Source organism: Planococcus sp. 1R117A, assembly GCF_051417975.1.
GTDB classification, from domain to species: Bacteria; Bacillota; Bacilli; order Bacillales_A; family Planococcaceae; genus Planococcus; species Planococcus shenhongbingii.
In genome coordinates this window covers 212,547-227,553 of record NZ_JBPRLO010000005.1, presented here as the reverse complement: position 1 = coordinate 227,553, position 15,007 = coordinate 212,547, and the positions used below count along the sequence as shown (strand labels likewise).

At 43.8% G+C, this 15,007-nt stretch carries 16 protein-coding genes and 1 riboswitch; of the genes, 9 read left to right on the top strand and 7 right to left on the bottom strand.

Annotated elements, in window-relative coordinates; all coding sequences use genetic code 11:
- The first annotated feature begins 83 nt into the window (after positions 1 to 83).
- Positions 84 to 1,121, top strand: a complete 1,038-nt coding sequence (locus ACSFXN_RS15740) for a zinc-binding dehydrogenase (RefSeq protein WP_437151028.1) — start codon at positions 84 to 86, stop codon at positions 1,119 to 1,121.
- Between the two features lie 87 nt (positions 1,122 to 1,208).
- On the opposite strand, the gene ACSFXN_RS15735 is transcribed toward ACSFXN_RS15740, so the two are convergent.
- Positions 1,209 to 1,643, bottom strand: coding sequence for an Hsp20/alpha crystallin family protein (locus ACSFXN_RS15735; RefSeq protein WP_437151027.1), 435 nt, complete (start codon positions 1,641 to 1,643; stop codon positions 1,209 to 1,211).
- Positions 1,644 to 2,135: 492 nt separating this feature from the next.
- Positions 2,136 to 2,240, top strand: a riboswitch (SAM riboswitch).
- 131 nt (positions 2,241 to 2,371) lie between these two features.
- Between ACSFXN_RS15735 and ACSFXN_RS15730 the strand changes: the two genes are divergently transcribed.
- From ACSFXN_RS15730 to ACSFXN_RS15720, 3 genes are read left to right on the top strand one after another with little or no spacing between them, the layout of a single operon-like run.
- Positions 2,372 to 3,220, top strand: a complete 849-nt coding sequence (locus tag ACSFXN_RS15730) for a transporter substrate-binding domain-containing protein (protein WP_437151026.1) — start codon at positions 2,372 to 2,374, stop codon at positions 3,218 to 3,220.
- Positions 3,221 to 3,278: 58 nt separating this feature from the next.
- The gene (locus ACSFXN_RS15725) at positions 3,279 to 3,962 is read left to right on the top strand and encodes an amino acid ABC transporter permease (RefSeq protein WP_437151024.1); all 684 of its coding nucleotides are present in this window, start codon (positions 3,279 to 3,281) and stop codon (positions 3,960 to 3,962) included.
- A 15-nt stretch (positions 3,963 to 3,977) separates the two neighbouring features.
- A complete protein-coding gene (locus ACSFXN_RS15720; RefSeq protein WP_437151023.1) occupies positions 3,978 to 4,727 on the top strand; it encodes an amino acid ABC transporter ATP-binding protein in 750 nt (249 codons plus the stop codon).
- A 43-nt stretch (positions 4,728 to 4,770) separates the two neighbouring features.
- Here the strand turns inward: ACSFXN_RS15720 and ACSFXN_RS15715 are convergent, their stop codons facing one another.
- The 3 genes from ACSFXN_RS15715 to ACSFXN_RS15705 all read right to left on the bottom strand — a co-directional run bounded on the left by ACSFXN_RS15715 (position 4,771) and on the right by ACSFXN_RS15705 (position 6,399).
- A complete protein-coding gene (locus ACSFXN_RS15715) occupies positions 4,771 to 5,007 on the bottom strand; it encodes a hypothetical protein (RefSeq protein ID WP_437151022.1) in 237 nt (78 codons plus the stop codon).
- 281 nt (positions 5,008 to 5,288) lie between these two features.
- Complete coding sequence (locus ACSFXN_RS15710) at positions 5,289 to 5,720, bottom strand: DoxX family protein (protein ID WP_437151020.1); 432 nt, start codon at positions 5,718 to 5,720, stop codon at positions 5,289 to 5,291.
- A 37-nt stretch (positions 5,721 to 5,757) separates the two neighbouring features.
- Positions 5,758 to 6,399 (bottom strand): alpha/beta hydrolase, encoded by a 642-nt coding sequence (locus ACSFXN_RS15705; protein WP_437151018.1) that lies wholly within the window; start codon positions 6,397 to 6,399, stop codon positions 5,758 to 5,760.
- 236 nt (positions 6,400 to 6,635) lie between these two features.
- Here ACSFXN_RS15705 and ACSFXN_RS15700 point away from each other — a divergent pair, with 236 nt between their 5' ends.
- The 3 genes from ACSFXN_RS15700 (at position 6,636) to ACSFXN_RS15690 (ending at position 9,122) form a co-directional block, all read left to right on the top strand.
- Complete coding sequence (locus ACSFXN_RS15700; RefSeq protein WP_437151017.1) at positions 6,636 to 7,175, top strand: helix-turn-helix domain-containing protein; 540 nt, start codon at positions 6,636 to 6,638, stop codon at positions 7,173 to 7,175.
- A gap of 156 nt (positions 7,176 to 7,331) precedes the next feature.
- The gene (locus tag ACSFXN_RS15695) at positions 7,332 to 8,180 is read left to right on the top strand and encodes an alpha/beta fold hydrolase (RefSeq protein ID WP_437151015.1); all 849 of its coding nucleotides are present in this window, start codon (positions 7,332 to 7,334) and stop codon (positions 8,178 to 8,180) included.
- A gap of 159 nt (positions 8,181 to 8,339) precedes the next feature.
- A complete protein-coding gene (locus tag ACSFXN_RS15690) occupies positions 8,340 to 9,122 on the top strand; it encodes a glucose 1-dehydrogenase (protein WP_437151014.1) in 783 nt (260 codons plus the stop codon).
- A gap of 119 nt (positions 9,123 to 9,241) precedes the next feature.
- On the opposite strand, the gene ACSFXN_RS15685 is transcribed toward ACSFXN_RS15690, so the two are convergent.
- Entirely contained in the window at positions 9,242 to 10,117 is an 876-nt protein-coding gene (locus tag ACSFXN_RS15685; RefSeq protein WP_437151012.1) for an AraC family transcriptional regulator, read from the bottom strand.
- A gap of 95 nt (positions 10,118 to 10,212) precedes the next feature.
- Positions 10,213 to 11,109 (bottom strand): acetamidase/formamidase family protein, encoded by an 897-nt coding sequence (locus tag ACSFXN_RS15680; RefSeq protein ID WP_437151011.1) that lies wholly within the window; start codon positions 11,107 to 11,109, stop codon positions 10,213 to 10,215.
- A gap of 199 nt (positions 11,110 to 11,308) precedes the next feature.
- Here ACSFXN_RS15680 and ACSFXN_RS15675 point away from each other — a divergent pair, with 199 nt between their 5' ends.
- Together ACSFXN_RS15675 and ACSFXN_RS15670 are read left to right on the top strand one after the other, a co-directional pair.
- Complete coding sequence (locus tag ACSFXN_RS15675; RefSeq protein WP_436837164.1) at positions 11,309 to 11,518, top strand: TM2 domain-containing protein; 210 nt, start codon at positions 11,309 to 11,311, stop codon at positions 11,516 to 11,518.
- 273 nt (positions 11,519 to 11,791) lie between these two features.
- A complete protein-coding gene (locus tag ACSFXN_RS15670; protein ID WP_437151010.1) occupies positions 11,792 to 12,193 on the top strand; it encodes a DUF4181 domain-containing protein in 402 nt (133 codons plus the stop codon).
- 132 nt (positions 12,194 to 12,325) lie between these two features.
- On the opposite strand, the gene ppsA is transcribed toward ACSFXN_RS15670, so the two are convergent.
- Positions 12,326 to 14,941 carry a phosphoenolpyruvate synthase gene (ppsA, locus tag ACSFXN_RS15665; protein WP_437151009.1) on the bottom strand — a complete coding sequence of 872 codons (2,616 nt, stop codon included), beginning with the start codon at positions 14,939 to 14,941 and terminating at the stop codon, positions 12,326 to 12,328.
- Positions 14,942 to 15,007 lie beyond the last annotated feature (66 nt).

Here is a 15,007-nt window from a genome sequence, read left to right as displayed (position 1 = left end):
TATGTAAGCGCTGATATTTTTAGTTCTTATGTGCTGTATCTAATTGCTTATAATTAAATTTTTTAATAAAAAGGAGAGAAACGATGAAAGCATTAGTAATCGAAGATGTCCAAAAAGCAGTAATCCAAGAAGTCCCGGTTCCTGTGATCGAAAAAGATGGTCTCATCATTAAAACGATGGCCAATGGTGTTTGCCGGAGCGACTGGCATGTTTGGGTCGGAGATCATGGGATTGTCCAGCCTATTATCGGCCACGAGTTTTGTGGAATTGTTGAAGAAGTGGGCAGCGATATTAAAAACTTTAAACGCGGTGACCGTGTAATTGTTCCGTTTTCAGGAAGTGATGGTACCTGCCCACATTGTATAGCGGGAAACACACAGCTATGTGACTCGTTTATCGTTCCAGGCACAGCTTATCAAGGCGGTTACGGGGAATACGTAGCCGTGCCAAAAGGCGACCGCAATGCCATTTCTCTGCCAGACAATTTGAGTTTTTCTGATGCAGCTGCGTTGGGCTGCCGTTTTATGACTGCCTATCACGGCGTTGTAGATCGTGTGAATGTGATGCCAGGAGAAAAAGTCGTGGTCTATGGCTGTGGCGGAATCGGGTTATCCGCTATCCATATCGCTTCTTCTATGGGCGCGTTCGTTATCGGAGTCGATATCAATGACTCCAATCTGGCGTTGGCTAAGAAATTGGGTGCTGACTTTGTCATCAACAGCAAAGACAATGATCCTGTTGAAGCTGTGCAAGAAATCACAAAAGGCGGCGCAGATGTTTCCGTAGACGCCCTTGGAATCACAGAAACTTGTGTACCGGCCATCAATAGCTTGAAAAAAGGTGGACGTCATTTACAAATCGGCGTGACCTCTAAGAAAGAGGCCGGATTCATCTCCATTCCGGTCGATCACATGGTCCTTACTGAGAAATCATTTATCACCACTCTTGGGATTCCTGCTTTCCGCTTCACTTCTCTTTTAGAGCAAGTCGCTCTTGGAAAATTGCAGCCTGGCAAAATGGTGACGCGCGAAATCGGATTATCTGAAGTTGAAGGCATTTTCGAAGATATGTCTAATTTTGCTACTACGGGAACTTTTGTGGTAACCGATTATCATGCATAAACAAAAATAACCGGAGTGCAGCTGATTTACAGCTGCACTCCGGCTTTTTGCGCTTCCCGATAAATAATGGGAATATGAGGCGATGCCTTATTCGATTGGAATCCGGTAACCTTTGTCTTTTCGTGCCTGCTCATTGGACTTAGGCACTTGAAGCATCAATACCCCTTTTTCAAATGAGCCTATAATTTGTTTTTCATCAATTTCACCAATATAGAAGCTGCGCTTGAATGAACCGTAAGAACGTTCTTTGCGTACGAAGCGTCCTTCTTCATCATTAGACTCCCAGCTTTGGTTTCTTTCACCGCGGATTTCCAAATAGCCGTCTTTGTACTCCACTTCGACTTCTTCTTTTGAGAATCCAGGAAGATCGACCATAAATTCATAGCCATCTTTCTTCTCTCTTATATCAACTTGAGGGTAGGTATTTTCCCCAAAAAACTTATTAAAGAAGTCAGATTCCAATCCGCTTCCAAAGAGGCTTGGGAATAGGTCAGTTTGTTTTCTTGGAAACAAAGTGCTCATTGTGATCTTCTCCTTTTTAAAGTATTTTTGGTTAATGCCAGCTTTTCAAAAGTCACAAGATCCTAATCACTTTTTTAGAAGCAACCGGTTTTCCTATGGCCACCCTTCTACAACTCGGGCTTGCCATGCGATGACTTTCAACGCCCACATTTTCTTCTTACCCCTTTCTTTTAATTCTGGTCTTTCTACTTAAAATTATATTCAAAACTGTTCGGCTGTCAACAGATTCACATTGCATAAAACCGTTGGTACAACTGGATTTCCAAACTTCCCCCTTTCTTAAATCACTTTTTTTCCCAAGAATTTTTCTTGTTTTTCACCTTCTTGATAAACGTTTGCCGAGTCCTGTTTAATGGATGCATAGTGAAGAGAAAAATGAATTTATTAAACCAGAAGCGGATTTAAAGTTGAGAAAATCATTCTGTCAGAATATTATGTTGACGATTAAATGCAATGGTGGTAAAGTTTTCTACATAGTTTAATAGTAATTCGTTCTTATCATGAGAGGTGGAGGGATTGGCCCTGCGAAACCTCGGCAGCGGGCTCAAAATTGAGCACTGTGCCAAATCCAACAAGCATGAGCTTGAGAGATAAGAAGAGCTGGATATTCAATGTGATTTCGCATGTCAGCCTCTTCTTATGGAAGAGGCTTTTTGTTTGCCTTCATGCGAGAGCAATTCTATTAACTTTAAACCAAGTAAACTTATAGAAAAGGAAGGTGTAACAGAATGAAAAATTCAAAAAGCTTTTTATTATTGTTTGTCGTAGCCGTAATCGGTTTGTTATTGGCGGCATGCGGCAGCGAAAAATCCACTAGTGAAGCAACCGCTTCAACAGAAGGCAAAGAACAAAATTCCTGGGAACGCATCCAGGAATCCGGAAAAATCGTCGTTGGAACCGAAGGTCTTTATTATCCTATTACATACCATGACGAAACAACGAAAGAATTGACCGGTTATGATGTGGAAGTAGCCCGTGCTTTAGGCGAGAAACTTGGGCTGGAAGTCGAGTTTAAAGAAATGGAATTTGATGGCTTGCTTCCGGCACTCCGCAACGGCCAGATCGATATAGCAGCAAACGATTTCTCTGTCACAGATGAGCGCAAAGAAAAATTTGATTTCACCATCCCGATCAAGCATTCTTATGGTTCTGCCATTGTGCGTGAAAGCGATAACTCAGGCATAGAATCTGTAGAAGATTTAAAAGGTAAAAAAGTTGGCGGTTCCGCGACAAGCAATTACTCGAAGTTCGCACAGGAACAAGGAGCCGAAGTAATTGTCTATACAGGTTCTGATACAGTCCTTCCGGAAATCGTCAATGGCCGCGTTGATGCCACGCTGAATGACTACCTCGTATTGATGCGTTCGCTTGAGCAATACGACAAACCAGGTTTAAAGCTTGCTGAAGAAGTAAAATTCTCTTTCAGCAGCAGCGCAATCGTATTGCCTAAAGACAGCCCGGAGCTGAAAGAAAAAATTGATGGTGCTCTTGAAGAATTGCTGGCTGATGGCACAATCAAGGAAATTTCAAACAAATTCCTGGGTGCTGATGTAACACAGCCTCTTGAGAAAGAATAAAAACCTTGAGGAATCCCCGGATTCCTCCTCTATACATAATGAGTAAAGGAGTCTTCCGATGACCGACTTTAAATGGGAATATCTATTCAATGTAGAAATTGCGCTCGACTCCCTCCCCTTCATTTTAGAGGGGGCCTGGCAAACCATTTTAATCGCACTAGTCAGTATGTTTTTCGCCTTAGTTCTGGGTTTGTTTGTTGCCCTCGCCCGCATGAACCGGTTTAAACTGATTTCAGTGCCTGCCCGACTGTTTATTTCCTTTATGCGGGGTACACCGCTGTTGGTCATGCTGTTTATCCTGTACTTCGGCTTTCCAATGGTGGGCATCGAGATGGCGCCATTAACTGCAGCCATCATTGGCATCAGCATCCATTTTTCTGCCTACACAGCTGAAATTATCCGTTCCGCCATTTCCTCTGTAGCGAAAGGACAATGGGAAGCTGCGGAAACACTTCGGATGAGCTATTGGCAAACCATGACCCGCATCATCTTGCCGCAAGCGACACGCATTGCCTTACCGCCTTTATCGAGCACTTTTATGGATATCATCAAAGGAACTTCCCTTGCTATGGTCATCACGGTTTCAGAAATGTTTTACCGGGCAAAAGTGGTGGTTGGCCAAACCTATGAAAGTTTGACTTTGTATATTCTGGTAGCGCTTATTTACTGGGCAATTTGTGCACTGGTCACGCTGCTGCAGGATTATCTTGAGAAGAAAGCCAACCGCTATGTTGCAGCTTGATTGGAGGTACGGAATATGATTAAAGTGGAAAACCTAAGTAAGAAATTTAAAGATGTGGAAGTATTGAAGTCCATCTCGTTTGAAATTGAAAAAGGGGAAGTCGTCAGTATTATCGGTCCTTCAGGCTCTGGAAAAACCACCTTGCTGCGCTGCCTTAATTTACTGGAAACCCCTTCTGCCGGATCGCTGCAAATCAACAATGTACACGTGGCGTTCAATGGAAAGAATCCGACCAAAAAGCAGAAAATCGACATCCGCCAATATTCCGGCATGGTGTTTCAGCATTTTCACTTATTCCCGCATAAAACGGTGATTGAAAACATCATTGAAGCACCGCTCGTCGTACAAAAAAGAAACAAGCAGGAAGTCGTCTTTGAAGCGGAAGGACTGCTGCAGAAAGTTGGCTTACTGGATCATAAAAACCAGTATCCCGAACAATTGTCTGGTGGACAAAAGCAGCGGGCAGCCATCGCACGCATCCTTGCCTTAAAACCTGATCTGCTGTTGTTCGATGAACCGACTTCTGCGCTTGATCCTGAACTCGTTGGAGAAGTACTGACAGTCATTAAAGAACTGGCATCGGAAGGACAGACAATGGTCCTCGTTACGCATGAAATGGACTTTGCCCGTGAAGTGTCCGACCGTGTTGTATTTATCGCCGATGGCCATATCGTCGAGCAAGGAAAACCGGAAGACATCTTCACCTATCCGACTGAAGAACGTACGCAGAAATTCCTGCAAAAGGTTTTACTGCGGAGAGCATAAGAAAAGCGTACCGGGTAACCTCAAAGGTTATCTGATACGCTTTTTAATATTTATCTCCGGTATTCTCGATGTAAGTTTCTTCGCCAGTCTTACGGTCTTTAATGATTTTATCACTTTGCGGAACATCTTCCCTTCCTTCGTCAGGTGCATTTTGAAAATGGCCTTCCAAATTGACTTTCTTGCTCTCGTCTTTCTCTAAAGCATCTTTTGCTTTCTCGGCAATTTTATCCATCGCGGATTTATTGTTTGAAGTGTTTCCTTCTGAAGAGTTTGATTTCACAGCAGATCCCTCCATCGTAAGTCTATATTTTGAAAAATTCCAGAGACCTCTACCCTGTCAAGGTAGCGCTCTTTCGCTTATGCCGACCTCACTCGAATTGTATCCTTATTCTTTTCTATACCCTTCTCTCCAAATAAAAAACGGCCTTGTTATTTCATTTTCTTTTATATAATAAAGCAGCTCTTAATAGAGAATTCATCATCATGGTTTCGAGTTAAAAGCAAAAAAGGCATTTCCAATCACCTTTGAGGTAACGGGAAACGCCTTTTTCTTTTTCTTTATTAAGCTGTATGGCTGGATTCGTGTTTGCTTTGCTGTGCTTTTGAAAGGATGCCATCAACTGCCAGCATTCTGCTGCCGTTCACTGCAAGGAAAATAGCGATTGCCATGAAAGCGATGTCCAATTCATATCCTGCTCCCACACCGTCGCCTAAAAAGCCAGCTGGCAATTTCGCAGTGAAAATTGCACCAAGCATTACTATCGCCAATAACGCCGATACGATTCGTGTACCTAATCCAATAATTAACGCGAATCCGCCTACCATTTCAATTAGAGCCACTACATACGCTAAAGATCCCGGGATGCCGATACTGTCAAACCAGCCTGCCGTGTTGCCGATGCCTCCCTGAAATTTCACCAATCCGTGGATAAAGAAACTGATTCCCAATACTACACGCAACAATACTGTACTTGCTTCTGCTTTATTTGTCATTGTTATTTCCTCCTAAAAATCTGTTTTCTTTTTTTGGTCATGCCAGTGAATCCAGCAGCCATTTTTCAAAATCCTTGTAATTCTGAAGTGATACTGTATGCGGTACCGGATAGTTCTTGAATGTCACATTCGCCCCCAAGCCTTGGAAATAATCCCGGCTTGCTTGTCCCCATTCAAAGGGCAAGGCCTGATCTTGTTCGCCGTGTGAGATGAACAGCGAAAGTCCTTCCATTGAACTTTGCTGGAATTCGATTTTTACGAATTCCGGGATATAGCCGCTCAAAGCGACAATGCCCTTGATGCGCTTTCCTAATGCCAGCCCGGCTGCCATCGAAAGAATTGCCCCTTGGCTAAATCCAAGCAAGTAAATCTGGCTTGCATCCAATGGATATTCGCCTTCAGCCCAGCCGATAAAATCTTTGACTTTATCAACCGCTGCCTCAAACACTTCCTGATGAGGTTTCCCATATCGCTCAATCGTGAAAAAGGCATAACCTGGAGGCCGTTCGAGCGGTCCGCGAATACTGAAAATATAAAAATGCTCTTCCAGTCCGTTAACCAAATTCAGCATGTCCTTTTCATTGCTGCCCATGCCATGCATGACAAAAAGTGCTGGATAAGTTTTGCCAGGATCTGCGTTACGTGGCTTTTGCAATTCGTAAACTAAAGGCGCGCTCATTCTGCTCATCCTCCCTGTGATTATTTTTTCTGGGTGTGAATTGAAAAACTATTAAAAGAATAAAATATTCTTATCAAGAAACATCCATACAGAAAAAATGGCCTCTTCAGCTCAAATTTGTTTCCTAATAAGAATCTTTATTTTCTATAAGATAACAAGGTTTCACTGGAATGTCAACCATTTGTTTGCTAAAATAAAACTAAGTTTCTTATGAAGCAACTAATGAGGTGAAAAAAATGGATATCGGATCAAAAATCCGGAGCATACGTAACCGGAAAAAAATAACTATTGCCCAACTGTGTGAAGAAACAGGTTTGTCAAAAGGCTTTGTCAGCAATATTGAAAATAATAATAGTTCCCCGTCCATCAGCACGCTGCAAACCATCTCCAATTACCTGGAGGTGCCGCTGCCTTATTTACTGCTGGAAAAACAAGAGCATATGCGAGTGGTCAGGAAAGATAAACGGAGCTACTCCACATACAATAACTTGAAAGTGGAGCATTTATCATCGATCGGCGGATTGCGGATGATGATTGTTGAATTTCCTCCCGGCACATCTACTGGAGAAAGCAATGCACACGAAGGAGTAGAATCCCATCTGGTTCTGGAAGGTAAAATCCTTGCTGAACAAGGCGAAGATTCCATCATTGCCGAAGCAGGGGATTCATTCAGCTGGAATGCCTGCGTTCCGCATTTCGTCAAAAATATCGGCGAGGGAAAAGCGGTAGTCCAGGTTTCCGTTTACTCAGACACGGAACTCACAGAAATTTATTGAGTTTCTTCTTTCCATGTACCAAATAAAAGCGTTTCTCAACCTTCTTAAAGGCATGAGAAACGCTTTTTCTTATCTTCTATTTTACTTCATTGAATTCAACGAATTACACAATTATACTTTCTTTAACAGTTCATTTACTGAATGGAGGAATACCTGATGGCAGAAAAGATGATTCACAGCGATGGCATAGAATTATTCTCGGAAAGCTTTGGCAATCCAACTGACCCGCCCCTTCTTTTGATCATGGGGGCGATGTCTTCGATGGTGTATTGGGATGAGGAATTTTGCCGCAAACTGGCAAACCAAGGTCGCTTTGTAATCCGCTACGATAACCGTGATGTCGGCCGTTCCACTTGCTATGAGCCTGGAAAACTGAATTACACGGTATCGGATATGGCCGACGATATTCTCCGGATCATGGATGCTTATGGCCTTGGAAAAGCACATCTTATTGGCATGTCGCTTGGGGGGATGCTGGCACAGATTGCCGCAATCAAATATCCGGAACGCATTCAAAGCATCACATTGATTTCATCAGGCATCATTGAAACCGACGAATCCCGTGAATTTCCTCCGATGGACGAACGGATCCTTGCCTATCATGCAAGGAGCGCTGAGCTCGATTGGAGCGACAAAGCAGTGGTTGCCGATTATCTGGTAACAGGATCCCGCCTCTTGTCCGGTTCCAAACATTCTTTTGATGCTGAACGTGCAACGACACAAGTCCGACAGGAAATTGAGCGCGCCAATAATTTGCTGAGTATGTTCAATCATGCCTTGCTTGAATCTGACGAGTCTTTCCAAGGTACTTCCAAGCAAGTGACTATGCCTGTGCTCATCATTCATGGGACGGAAGATACCATCTTGCCATACGGGCATGCTCTCGCTTTGATGGAAGAAATTCCTCATGCCAAGCTGGTGCGCCTTGAAGGAACCGGGCATGAACTCCCCGCCGGCGACTGGGATGAAATCATTGAAGCTATTACTTCCCACTCTGCCATTTAAACTGTTTCTCCAGTAACTTACTTTTACTTCATGACCTAAACAAAGAAAATATCGATTTAGTTCATTACGTGACTGCCTAATAGTTGAATGTCTCATTACACCCAATTAAACTTACAGTGTATTCAGTTTATTACCTTATGGAAAAGGAGAGGTTATTAGATGATTGATTTCACAGACAAAGTTATATTGATTACCGGAGGCGGTTCAGGGCTTGGGCGTGCAGCTGCTTTGGCGATTGCCAAACAAGGCGCAAAACTTGTACTGGTTGACATGAATAAAGAAGCGCTCGAGGAAAGCAAAACAGAAATCCTTGAAGCGGCGCAAAATGCAGCGGTTGAACTTGTTGAAGCAAACGTAACAAATGAAGAAGAAGTTCAAAAGTACGTCCAATTCACGGTCGACACTTTCGGGAAAATTGATGGCTTTTTCAACAATGCCGGCATCGAAGGAAAACAGAACCTGACAGAAGATTACGGTTCTGATGAATTCCAAAAAGTAATCAGTGTTAACTTGAACGGCGTGTTCTACGGCATGAAGTACGTTTTGAAAGTTATGAAAAAGCAAGGCTATGGTTCAATTGTCAATACAGCATCTGTCGGTGGAATCCGCGGAGTCGGCAATCAGTCCGGCTATGCAGCAAGCAAGCACGGCGTGGTTGGCTTAACCCGCAACTCCGGCATCGAATATGGCCAGTACGGCATCAGCATCAATGCGATTGCACCCGGTGCAATCATGACGCCGATGGTGGAAGGTTCCCTCAAGCAAATGGCAGGCGACAACTGGGAAGCTGCCGGCCAGGAATTCGTCAGCGTCAACCCCATGAAACGTTTCGGCAAACCGGAAGAAGTCGGCAACCTTGTCGCTTTCCTTCTCTCTGACAGTTCCCGCTTTATCAACGCAACTGTCGTCAACATCGATGGCGGCCAGTCCTATAAATATTAATAGACAAAAACCATCTCCTGTAACCGATCTGGTTTACAGGGATGGTTTTTCATTTTGTCTATATCATTCTCTGGTACCCTGCTCATAGTTCTGATTACAGCTGCAAGCTGCTTTCTGCTTTATTTCTTGTTCTCTTTCACTGGAATCCAGATTTCACTATAAACATTCACCGGATTTGAAAAATCACCATTAAACGAGATTTCCGGCCCTTCCATCAGTTCATAAGGTGATGACGGCAGCCATTCTGAAAATATTTTTGCCCATGTGTCTTGCAAAGTGTCAGGGAACGGCCCTTCCGAACTAAAAATCGCCCAGGTTCTTGGGGGTACTTCAACGACATCCAAACCTTCAAAATCTGCGTTCATTGTCGTAATGGAGCCAATGAGATGATCCAGCTGGCCTTCCTCTTCATAACGTTTCTCGTCAAAATTGAACGATGCGTTGACCACTGTTTTGACTTCCGTATTGCGCAGCTTTTGAAGTTTCTCACGCTGCTCTGACGTAAGTGACTTCACCATTTTCAAGATTTCCGGATTCTCTCCTTGAAATACGATGGGCACCCGTTTTTTGATTCCCACCAATTTGAATGCTTCTTTTTCAACGATGCGGTATTCCATATCTATTCCTCCCCGTATTGAAAGCTGGAAAGTCAGCTTCGGAAACACTTTGAACGATTCGCTGTTTTTCACTTCTGACGGATTCATGCCCGACCATTCACGGAACGCACGGCTGAAACCGTCCGCTGAATCGTAACCGTATTTGACCGCCACATCCAATACCCGTTCCCTGCCCTGCTGCAAGTCACTGGCTGCCTGGGACAGCCGGCGGTTGCGGATATAGGTGCCGAGGCTCATGCCGGACAAATACGAAAACAATTTTCGGAAATGGTATTCCGAAACCCCTGCAATCTCCGCAACTTTATCAAATTCAATATCGCCATCCAGATGTTCTTCAATATAGTGCAAGGCTGCGTTCATGTCTTTTAGCATATCCATATGCTGACCTCCTTTCACTTTCTATTGTAAGAGGAATAAAAGAAGCTTATCCGATTAACAATGTACCGAAAAAGTCGGCTCTCCTTCCTCAAAATTCAACGCTCCCAAGGAAATGAATCTGCAAATAACGACTTGGGCACTGCGACTCTCACCGTAACCAGCTTGTTGACAATCTGGCTGAATTTCAAATCGCATACGGCGCTCATTAAGCGGTAACTGTCATCAAACGGCAGCTCAAGCCAGCTTGCCAATTGGGTTGCAGTTTGAAACAAAGCTGTCTGAATGGCGTCTTCGTATGATTCGGCTGACGCGATAAAATAGAGGAACTCCCTGTCTTCAACCATCGGATTTTCAAGCTGGATCGGAACTTTCGTGAAACCCAGCCGAATAACGCCGCTTGTTTCAACACCGGTTCCACTCAGTTCCCCGTCACCCATTGCCGCATGCAAATCGCCAAACGCGGCGAGTGCTCCGTCCACAACAACAGGAAGATACAGTTTATTGCCCGCCTTGATATCTTTCGTATCGAGGTTGCCGCCATGTGTCCCTGGAACGGCGGTCGAAATTGCATCTTCTTCCGGCGCCACACCGGCTACTCCGATCATCGCTTTTACTGGCAGCTGAAGATTTTTATTGAATTGAATACTCCCGTCACTGATCGGCAGGATTTTTGTCGTCGAGTCCGTGATAGATTTTCCTAAAGGGCCAAGTCCCGGTGCAGCCATCATGATGCCGAAATCGCCTGTTTCAATTGCCATCACTTCCACGCATAACGTATCCCCCGCTTGAATACCATTGATATAAATCGGTCCGGTCGCAGGATTCAGCTGGCTCCTATCAATATCTGCACGCAGTGTTTCGGCGGTTTTCACTTGCCCGGCATAGCAGTCTAAGGTTTCAATTTCCACAACTTCATTCAGCTCGGCAAAGTATGCAGGTTGGTGTTGCTTCGAAAAAGAAGTAATTGTTTTGACACTTGAAAATCGCTTCATATTGTCCCATCCTTTTAAGCTTTTAAAATTCATTATAGCTGAATTGCTGGAAGCGAGAAATGGTTCTACTCAATTTATTGGATTTTTCAGTTCAATCATTCAATTGCTTTATTTTCGAGGAACTGAGTTTTCAAGTCATCGATGATTAACTTCCCTGCAGAAGGGAAAACACAAGTATCACGCAGAAAGGATGATTACGATGAAAAACAAGCTGGCCGCTGGACTGCTCGGAATCTTTTTAGGTGATTTTGGAGCCCATAAATTTTATCTTGGCAAACCCAAGACCGGTCTTTTGTATCTTGCCTTCTGTTGGACAGCCATTCCTGCAATTATCGGTTTTATTGAAGGAGTTACTTATCTATTGTCATCAGAAGAGAATTTTCAGGCAAAGCATGGAAGAAGATATTAAGGAACAAGAAATGCCCTGATGATCTGCCAGATCATCAGGGCATTTTCCTATCCGCTTTTCTTCTTTGGCATCACTGGCAAAAGCCTTACTGTGGACTATTCCCATTGCAAGACCATCTCCTTACTTTTTCCAACAGCTAATTTTTTGAAGATCGCCTTCCAACTCTCACGTTCTCTATTCATCACCAAATTCATTTAAATGAAACCAGTCATCTTCTGGAACGTATCAGTATTGAAGAAGCTGTTTTTAGTTTAGTCTCGGGGGTGTTATGCTATGGAAAAGTTCTTTTTAGCCGTTTTGCTGTTATTCTTCTTTAGTTGGTTAGTAAAAATATTTCTCAGAAAAGCATTCGATATTAAAAAAGTGAAAAAGGAATTTTTCTCTTATAACCATGTCAACAGTCTGCACGGGAAAATCGACCGGATATTGAGAGTTGTTTCTTTGATTGTAAACATCACTTTTATTTATTTGATTATTTATGATGGGGTTTCGTTCAATCTATTCCTATTGGCATTGCTTATTCTCCTAATTCTGGATTATTCGGTAACAGCTTTTTTTCAATGGAAATACTCAGAAGATCCGAAACAATCCATCTTGACGATCAGTGAGATGTCCATTTTCGCCTTCGCTTTAGGAGCCGCCATTTGGTTTGACCTGCTGTCTTTATTAATCTAACTTGAAGAGCATTTAATATTTTAGCTCTTGATGCTTCTTTGCTGAAAAATATCGCTCAAAGATCTTAAGGCTGCCATTGCACGGTGGCAATAAAAAGGGGAAACAATGATAAAGAAAAGCGGCTTATGGAGCCTAATCCAATAATTCCACATAACCTTCAGAGCCGTTGATGCGGATTCTCTGTCCGTCTTTAATATCCTTAGTGGCATTTTCCACTGCAACGACAGCCGGCAGTCCGTATTCTCTTGCAATCACAGCGCCATGGGTCATCAGTCCGCCGACTTCTGTCACCAACCCGGCTAACGAAACAAACAAAGGCGTCCAGCTTGGATCGGTAAAAGCCGTAACGAGAATATCCCCCGCTTCAATATGCGCATCCTCCATTTTCACTATAACCCTTGCCCTTCCTTCGACCACTCCTGCAGAAACCGGCAGTCCCGGCAATGCGCCGGCCGGCAGTTTGTCAGGATGATAAGTTCCGGAAATCTGCTCGCCTTCTGATGTCATCAGACGCGGAGGCATCAGTTTCTCATAATATCGATACGCCGCTTGTCTTTCTTCAATTATTTGGCGATCGACGGTTCCACCATTCACCGCATTGCGAAATTCTTCAAACGATAAATAATAGACATCCTCAGCTTGTTCGATAACCCCTTTCTCCTGCAAGAAGGCAGCTTCTTGCATCAAAGCTTTCTTATAGAAGTAATAGCGTTTGATAAAGGCGAATTTCGGATATTCCCGGTATCCGATGAAATTCTGAAGTACACTGATCATTTTCTTTGTTTTTTTTACTTTTCGCGTGCCTCCAGGCAATTCCCCCAAACGGCTTAAAATTTCTTGTCTTTTTTGTTTGGCTTTCCGTTTTCCTTCTTCCATTTTTGTCTTTCGGGCATTGGGCCCAAAGTTTTTGATATTGCCTAAAATCACAGGTACCAGAATAGTCGGGTCTTCACTCCAGCGGGTTTTGGAGATATCGATTTCTCCAGAACAGCGCATGCCATATTTCCCGAGATAATCTCGCAGAACCTGACTGACCGCTGGGCCGCCTTCCAGTTTTTCAAGATCTTCAAAAAAGCTGCTTTTATTAGGCTTTTCAAAATACGCCAACACTTCAGGATAATTCCGCACCACATCGGATACATCCAATAATTCCAGTCCCATGTTCGAAGTGACATTATTCGTGACCGACTGGCTGAAAATGTCCGCCACATTCTTTTCTCCCAGCCATTTTTCTATGTTCTCATTAAGCCAATAAGATGCGTAAACACCAACCATGATGGCGGCCATGCTTTGCGGATTGGAAATGGCTTTTCTTAATTCTTGCTGGTCTTCTTCAATTAATCTAAACAGTTCATCGCCAGAAACTGTTTGGATGCGCCATCCCAATTCTCTGATAAATGCTTCGTTAAGATTGATTAGCTGGCCAGGCAGCCTTCGGTCATTAGTTCGATAAGTTTTCATTATCTCTCGAAAAAATGCCAAGGAAAATTGGTCAGAACCTATTTTGAACATGCGTTGCCCTTTTGGCAGCACCTGTTTTCTCTTGAGAAAATTTTCGAGGGCATCATACAATAAAAGATCGTTTGACTTCATCGTTTTTAAGAAGATTTGCCGGCCGCTCCATGCAGCTAAATCATGCGACAAATCAAGAAACAACCGGCCGCCCGCCGGGATCAATTCAACATCCGAGATGAATTTAAAAAACGACATGCCGAGCGGTTTGATGGGCTCGGTCATCATTTGCTGATGGCCAAACGACAGGTAAATGCGGAATTGTCCGTCACGCTTTTCCGGCAGCGGATACAAAGTTGTAATAGGACGGCTTTGCACAATAAAAACCTCTCCGTCCGCTAAGCACCATTCAATATCCTGCGGCTTTCCGAACCGCATTTCTATTTGCCGACCAATCTTTTCCAATGCTAGTATCTGCACATCTGGGAGCGCTTGTTGCTCCTGTTGAGCCAGCGCCACTTCCCGCTGCTCTGTCCCACCTTCTTCAGATGGGTAGACAGCGATTTTCTTCGTGGAAATTGTCCGGTTGATAATTTTCCCTTTCCGGACTTTGTAATTGTCCGCTGATACAATTCCGGAAACTAGCGCTTCTCCCAGTCCGAAACTCGCGTCAATCGATGTTACGTTGCGGTTTGTTGTTATCGGGTCTGCAGTGAATAGAATTCCGGAAACTTCAGGAAAAACCATTTGCTGAATAACGACCGATAAATAGACTTTCCGGTGGTCAAAGCCATTTTGAATGCGGTACACTACTGCCCGTTCCGTAAATAAGGAAGCCCAGCATTTAATGACATGCTTTATGAGGTCCTGCTTTCCCCGGATATTCAAGAAGGAATCCTGCTGTCCCGCAAATGATGCTGTTGGCAAATCCTCAGCCGTCGCACTGGAGCGAACCGCGTAAGCAAAATGTTCTCCTGACCGTTGAAAAGAGGAAACGATTTCCCGTTCTATTTCTTCCGGCATCTCCGTCTGTTCCATGGCATTCCGCAGTTCCGCACTGAGTTCCTTGATTCGTTCCTTGTCTGCTGCCGTTAAATCAGCTACTTGTTGAAGCAAGGCAAGCACCTCGGCATTTCCATTCAGTACCTGCTTAAAAGCTTCAGTCGTCACGCAAAATCCGGACGGCACCTGGACAGTTGGCACTTTTGCCAATTCTCCTAAATTCAAGCCTTTTCCTCCAACCAGCAGCAAATCCTCTTTGCCGATTTCCTGAAAATCCTTCACATACTTTTGCAAAATGCTCACCCCTTTGCAAATTGCCGTAATTTTGTTGCTTATAGAATTCGCCATCAAAATCGCAAT

Excerpts from the sequence above, each read along its gene's own strand:
- ACSFXN_RS15680 (WP_437151011.1), bottom strand. The coding sequence starts at position 11,109 with ATGAAGCGATTTTCAAGTGTCAAAACAATTACTTCTTTTTCGAAGCAA.
- ACSFXN_RS15740 (WP_437151028.1), top strand. The coding sequence starts at position 84 with ATGAAAGCATTAGTAATCGAAGATGTCCAAAAAGCAGTAATCCAAGAA.
- ACSFXN_RS15700 (WP_437151017.1), top strand. The coding sequence starts at position 6,636 with ATGGATATCGGATCAAAAATCCGGAGCATACGTAACCGGAAAAAAATA.
- ACSFXN_RS15685 (WP_437151012.1), bottom strand. The coding sequence starts at position 10,117 with ATGGATATGCTAAAAGACATGAACGCAGCCTTGCACTATATTGAAGAA.
- ACSFXN_RS15690 (WP_437151014.1), top strand. The coding sequence starts at position 8,340 with ATGATTGATTTCACAGACAAAGTTATATTGATTACCGGAGGCGGTTCA.
- ACSFXN_RS15720 (WP_437151023.1), top strand. The coding sequence starts at position 3,978 with ATGATTAAAGTGGAAAACCTAAGTAAGAAATTTAAAGATGTGGAAGTA.
- ACSFXN_RS15705 (WP_437151018.1), bottom strand. The coding sequence starts at position 6,399 with ATGAGCGCGCCTTTAGTTTACGAATTGCAAAAGCCACGTAACGCAGAT.
- ACSFXN_RS15710 (WP_437151020.1), bottom strand. The coding sequence starts at position 5,720 with ATGACAAATAAAGCAGAAGCAAGTACAGTATTGTTGCGTGTAGTATTG.
- ACSFXN_RS15670 (WP_437151010.1), top strand. The coding sequence starts at position 11,792 with ATGGAAAAGTTCTTTTTAGCCGTTTTGCTGTTATTCTTCTTTAGTTGG.
- ACSFXN_RS15725 (WP_437151024.1), top strand. The coding sequence starts at position 3,279 with ATGACCGACTTTAAATGGGAATATCTATTCAATGTAGAAATTGCGCTC.
- ACSFXN_RS15730 (WP_437151026.1), top strand. The coding sequence starts at position 2,372 with ATGAAAAATTCAAAAAGCTTTTTATTATTGTTTGTCGTAGCCGTAATC.
- ACSFXN_RS15735 (WP_437151027.1), bottom strand. The coding sequence starts at position 1,643 with ATGAGCACTTTGTTTCCAAGAAAACAAACTGACCTATTCCCAAGCCTC.
- ACSFXN_RS15675 (WP_436837164.1), top strand. The coding sequence starts at position 11,309 with ATGAAAAACAAGCTGGCCGCTGGACTGCTCGGAATCTTTTTAGGTGAT.
- ACSFXN_RS15695 (WP_437151015.1), top strand. The coding sequence starts at position 7,332 with ATGGCAGAAAAGATGATTCACAGCGATGGCATAGAATTATTCTCGGAA.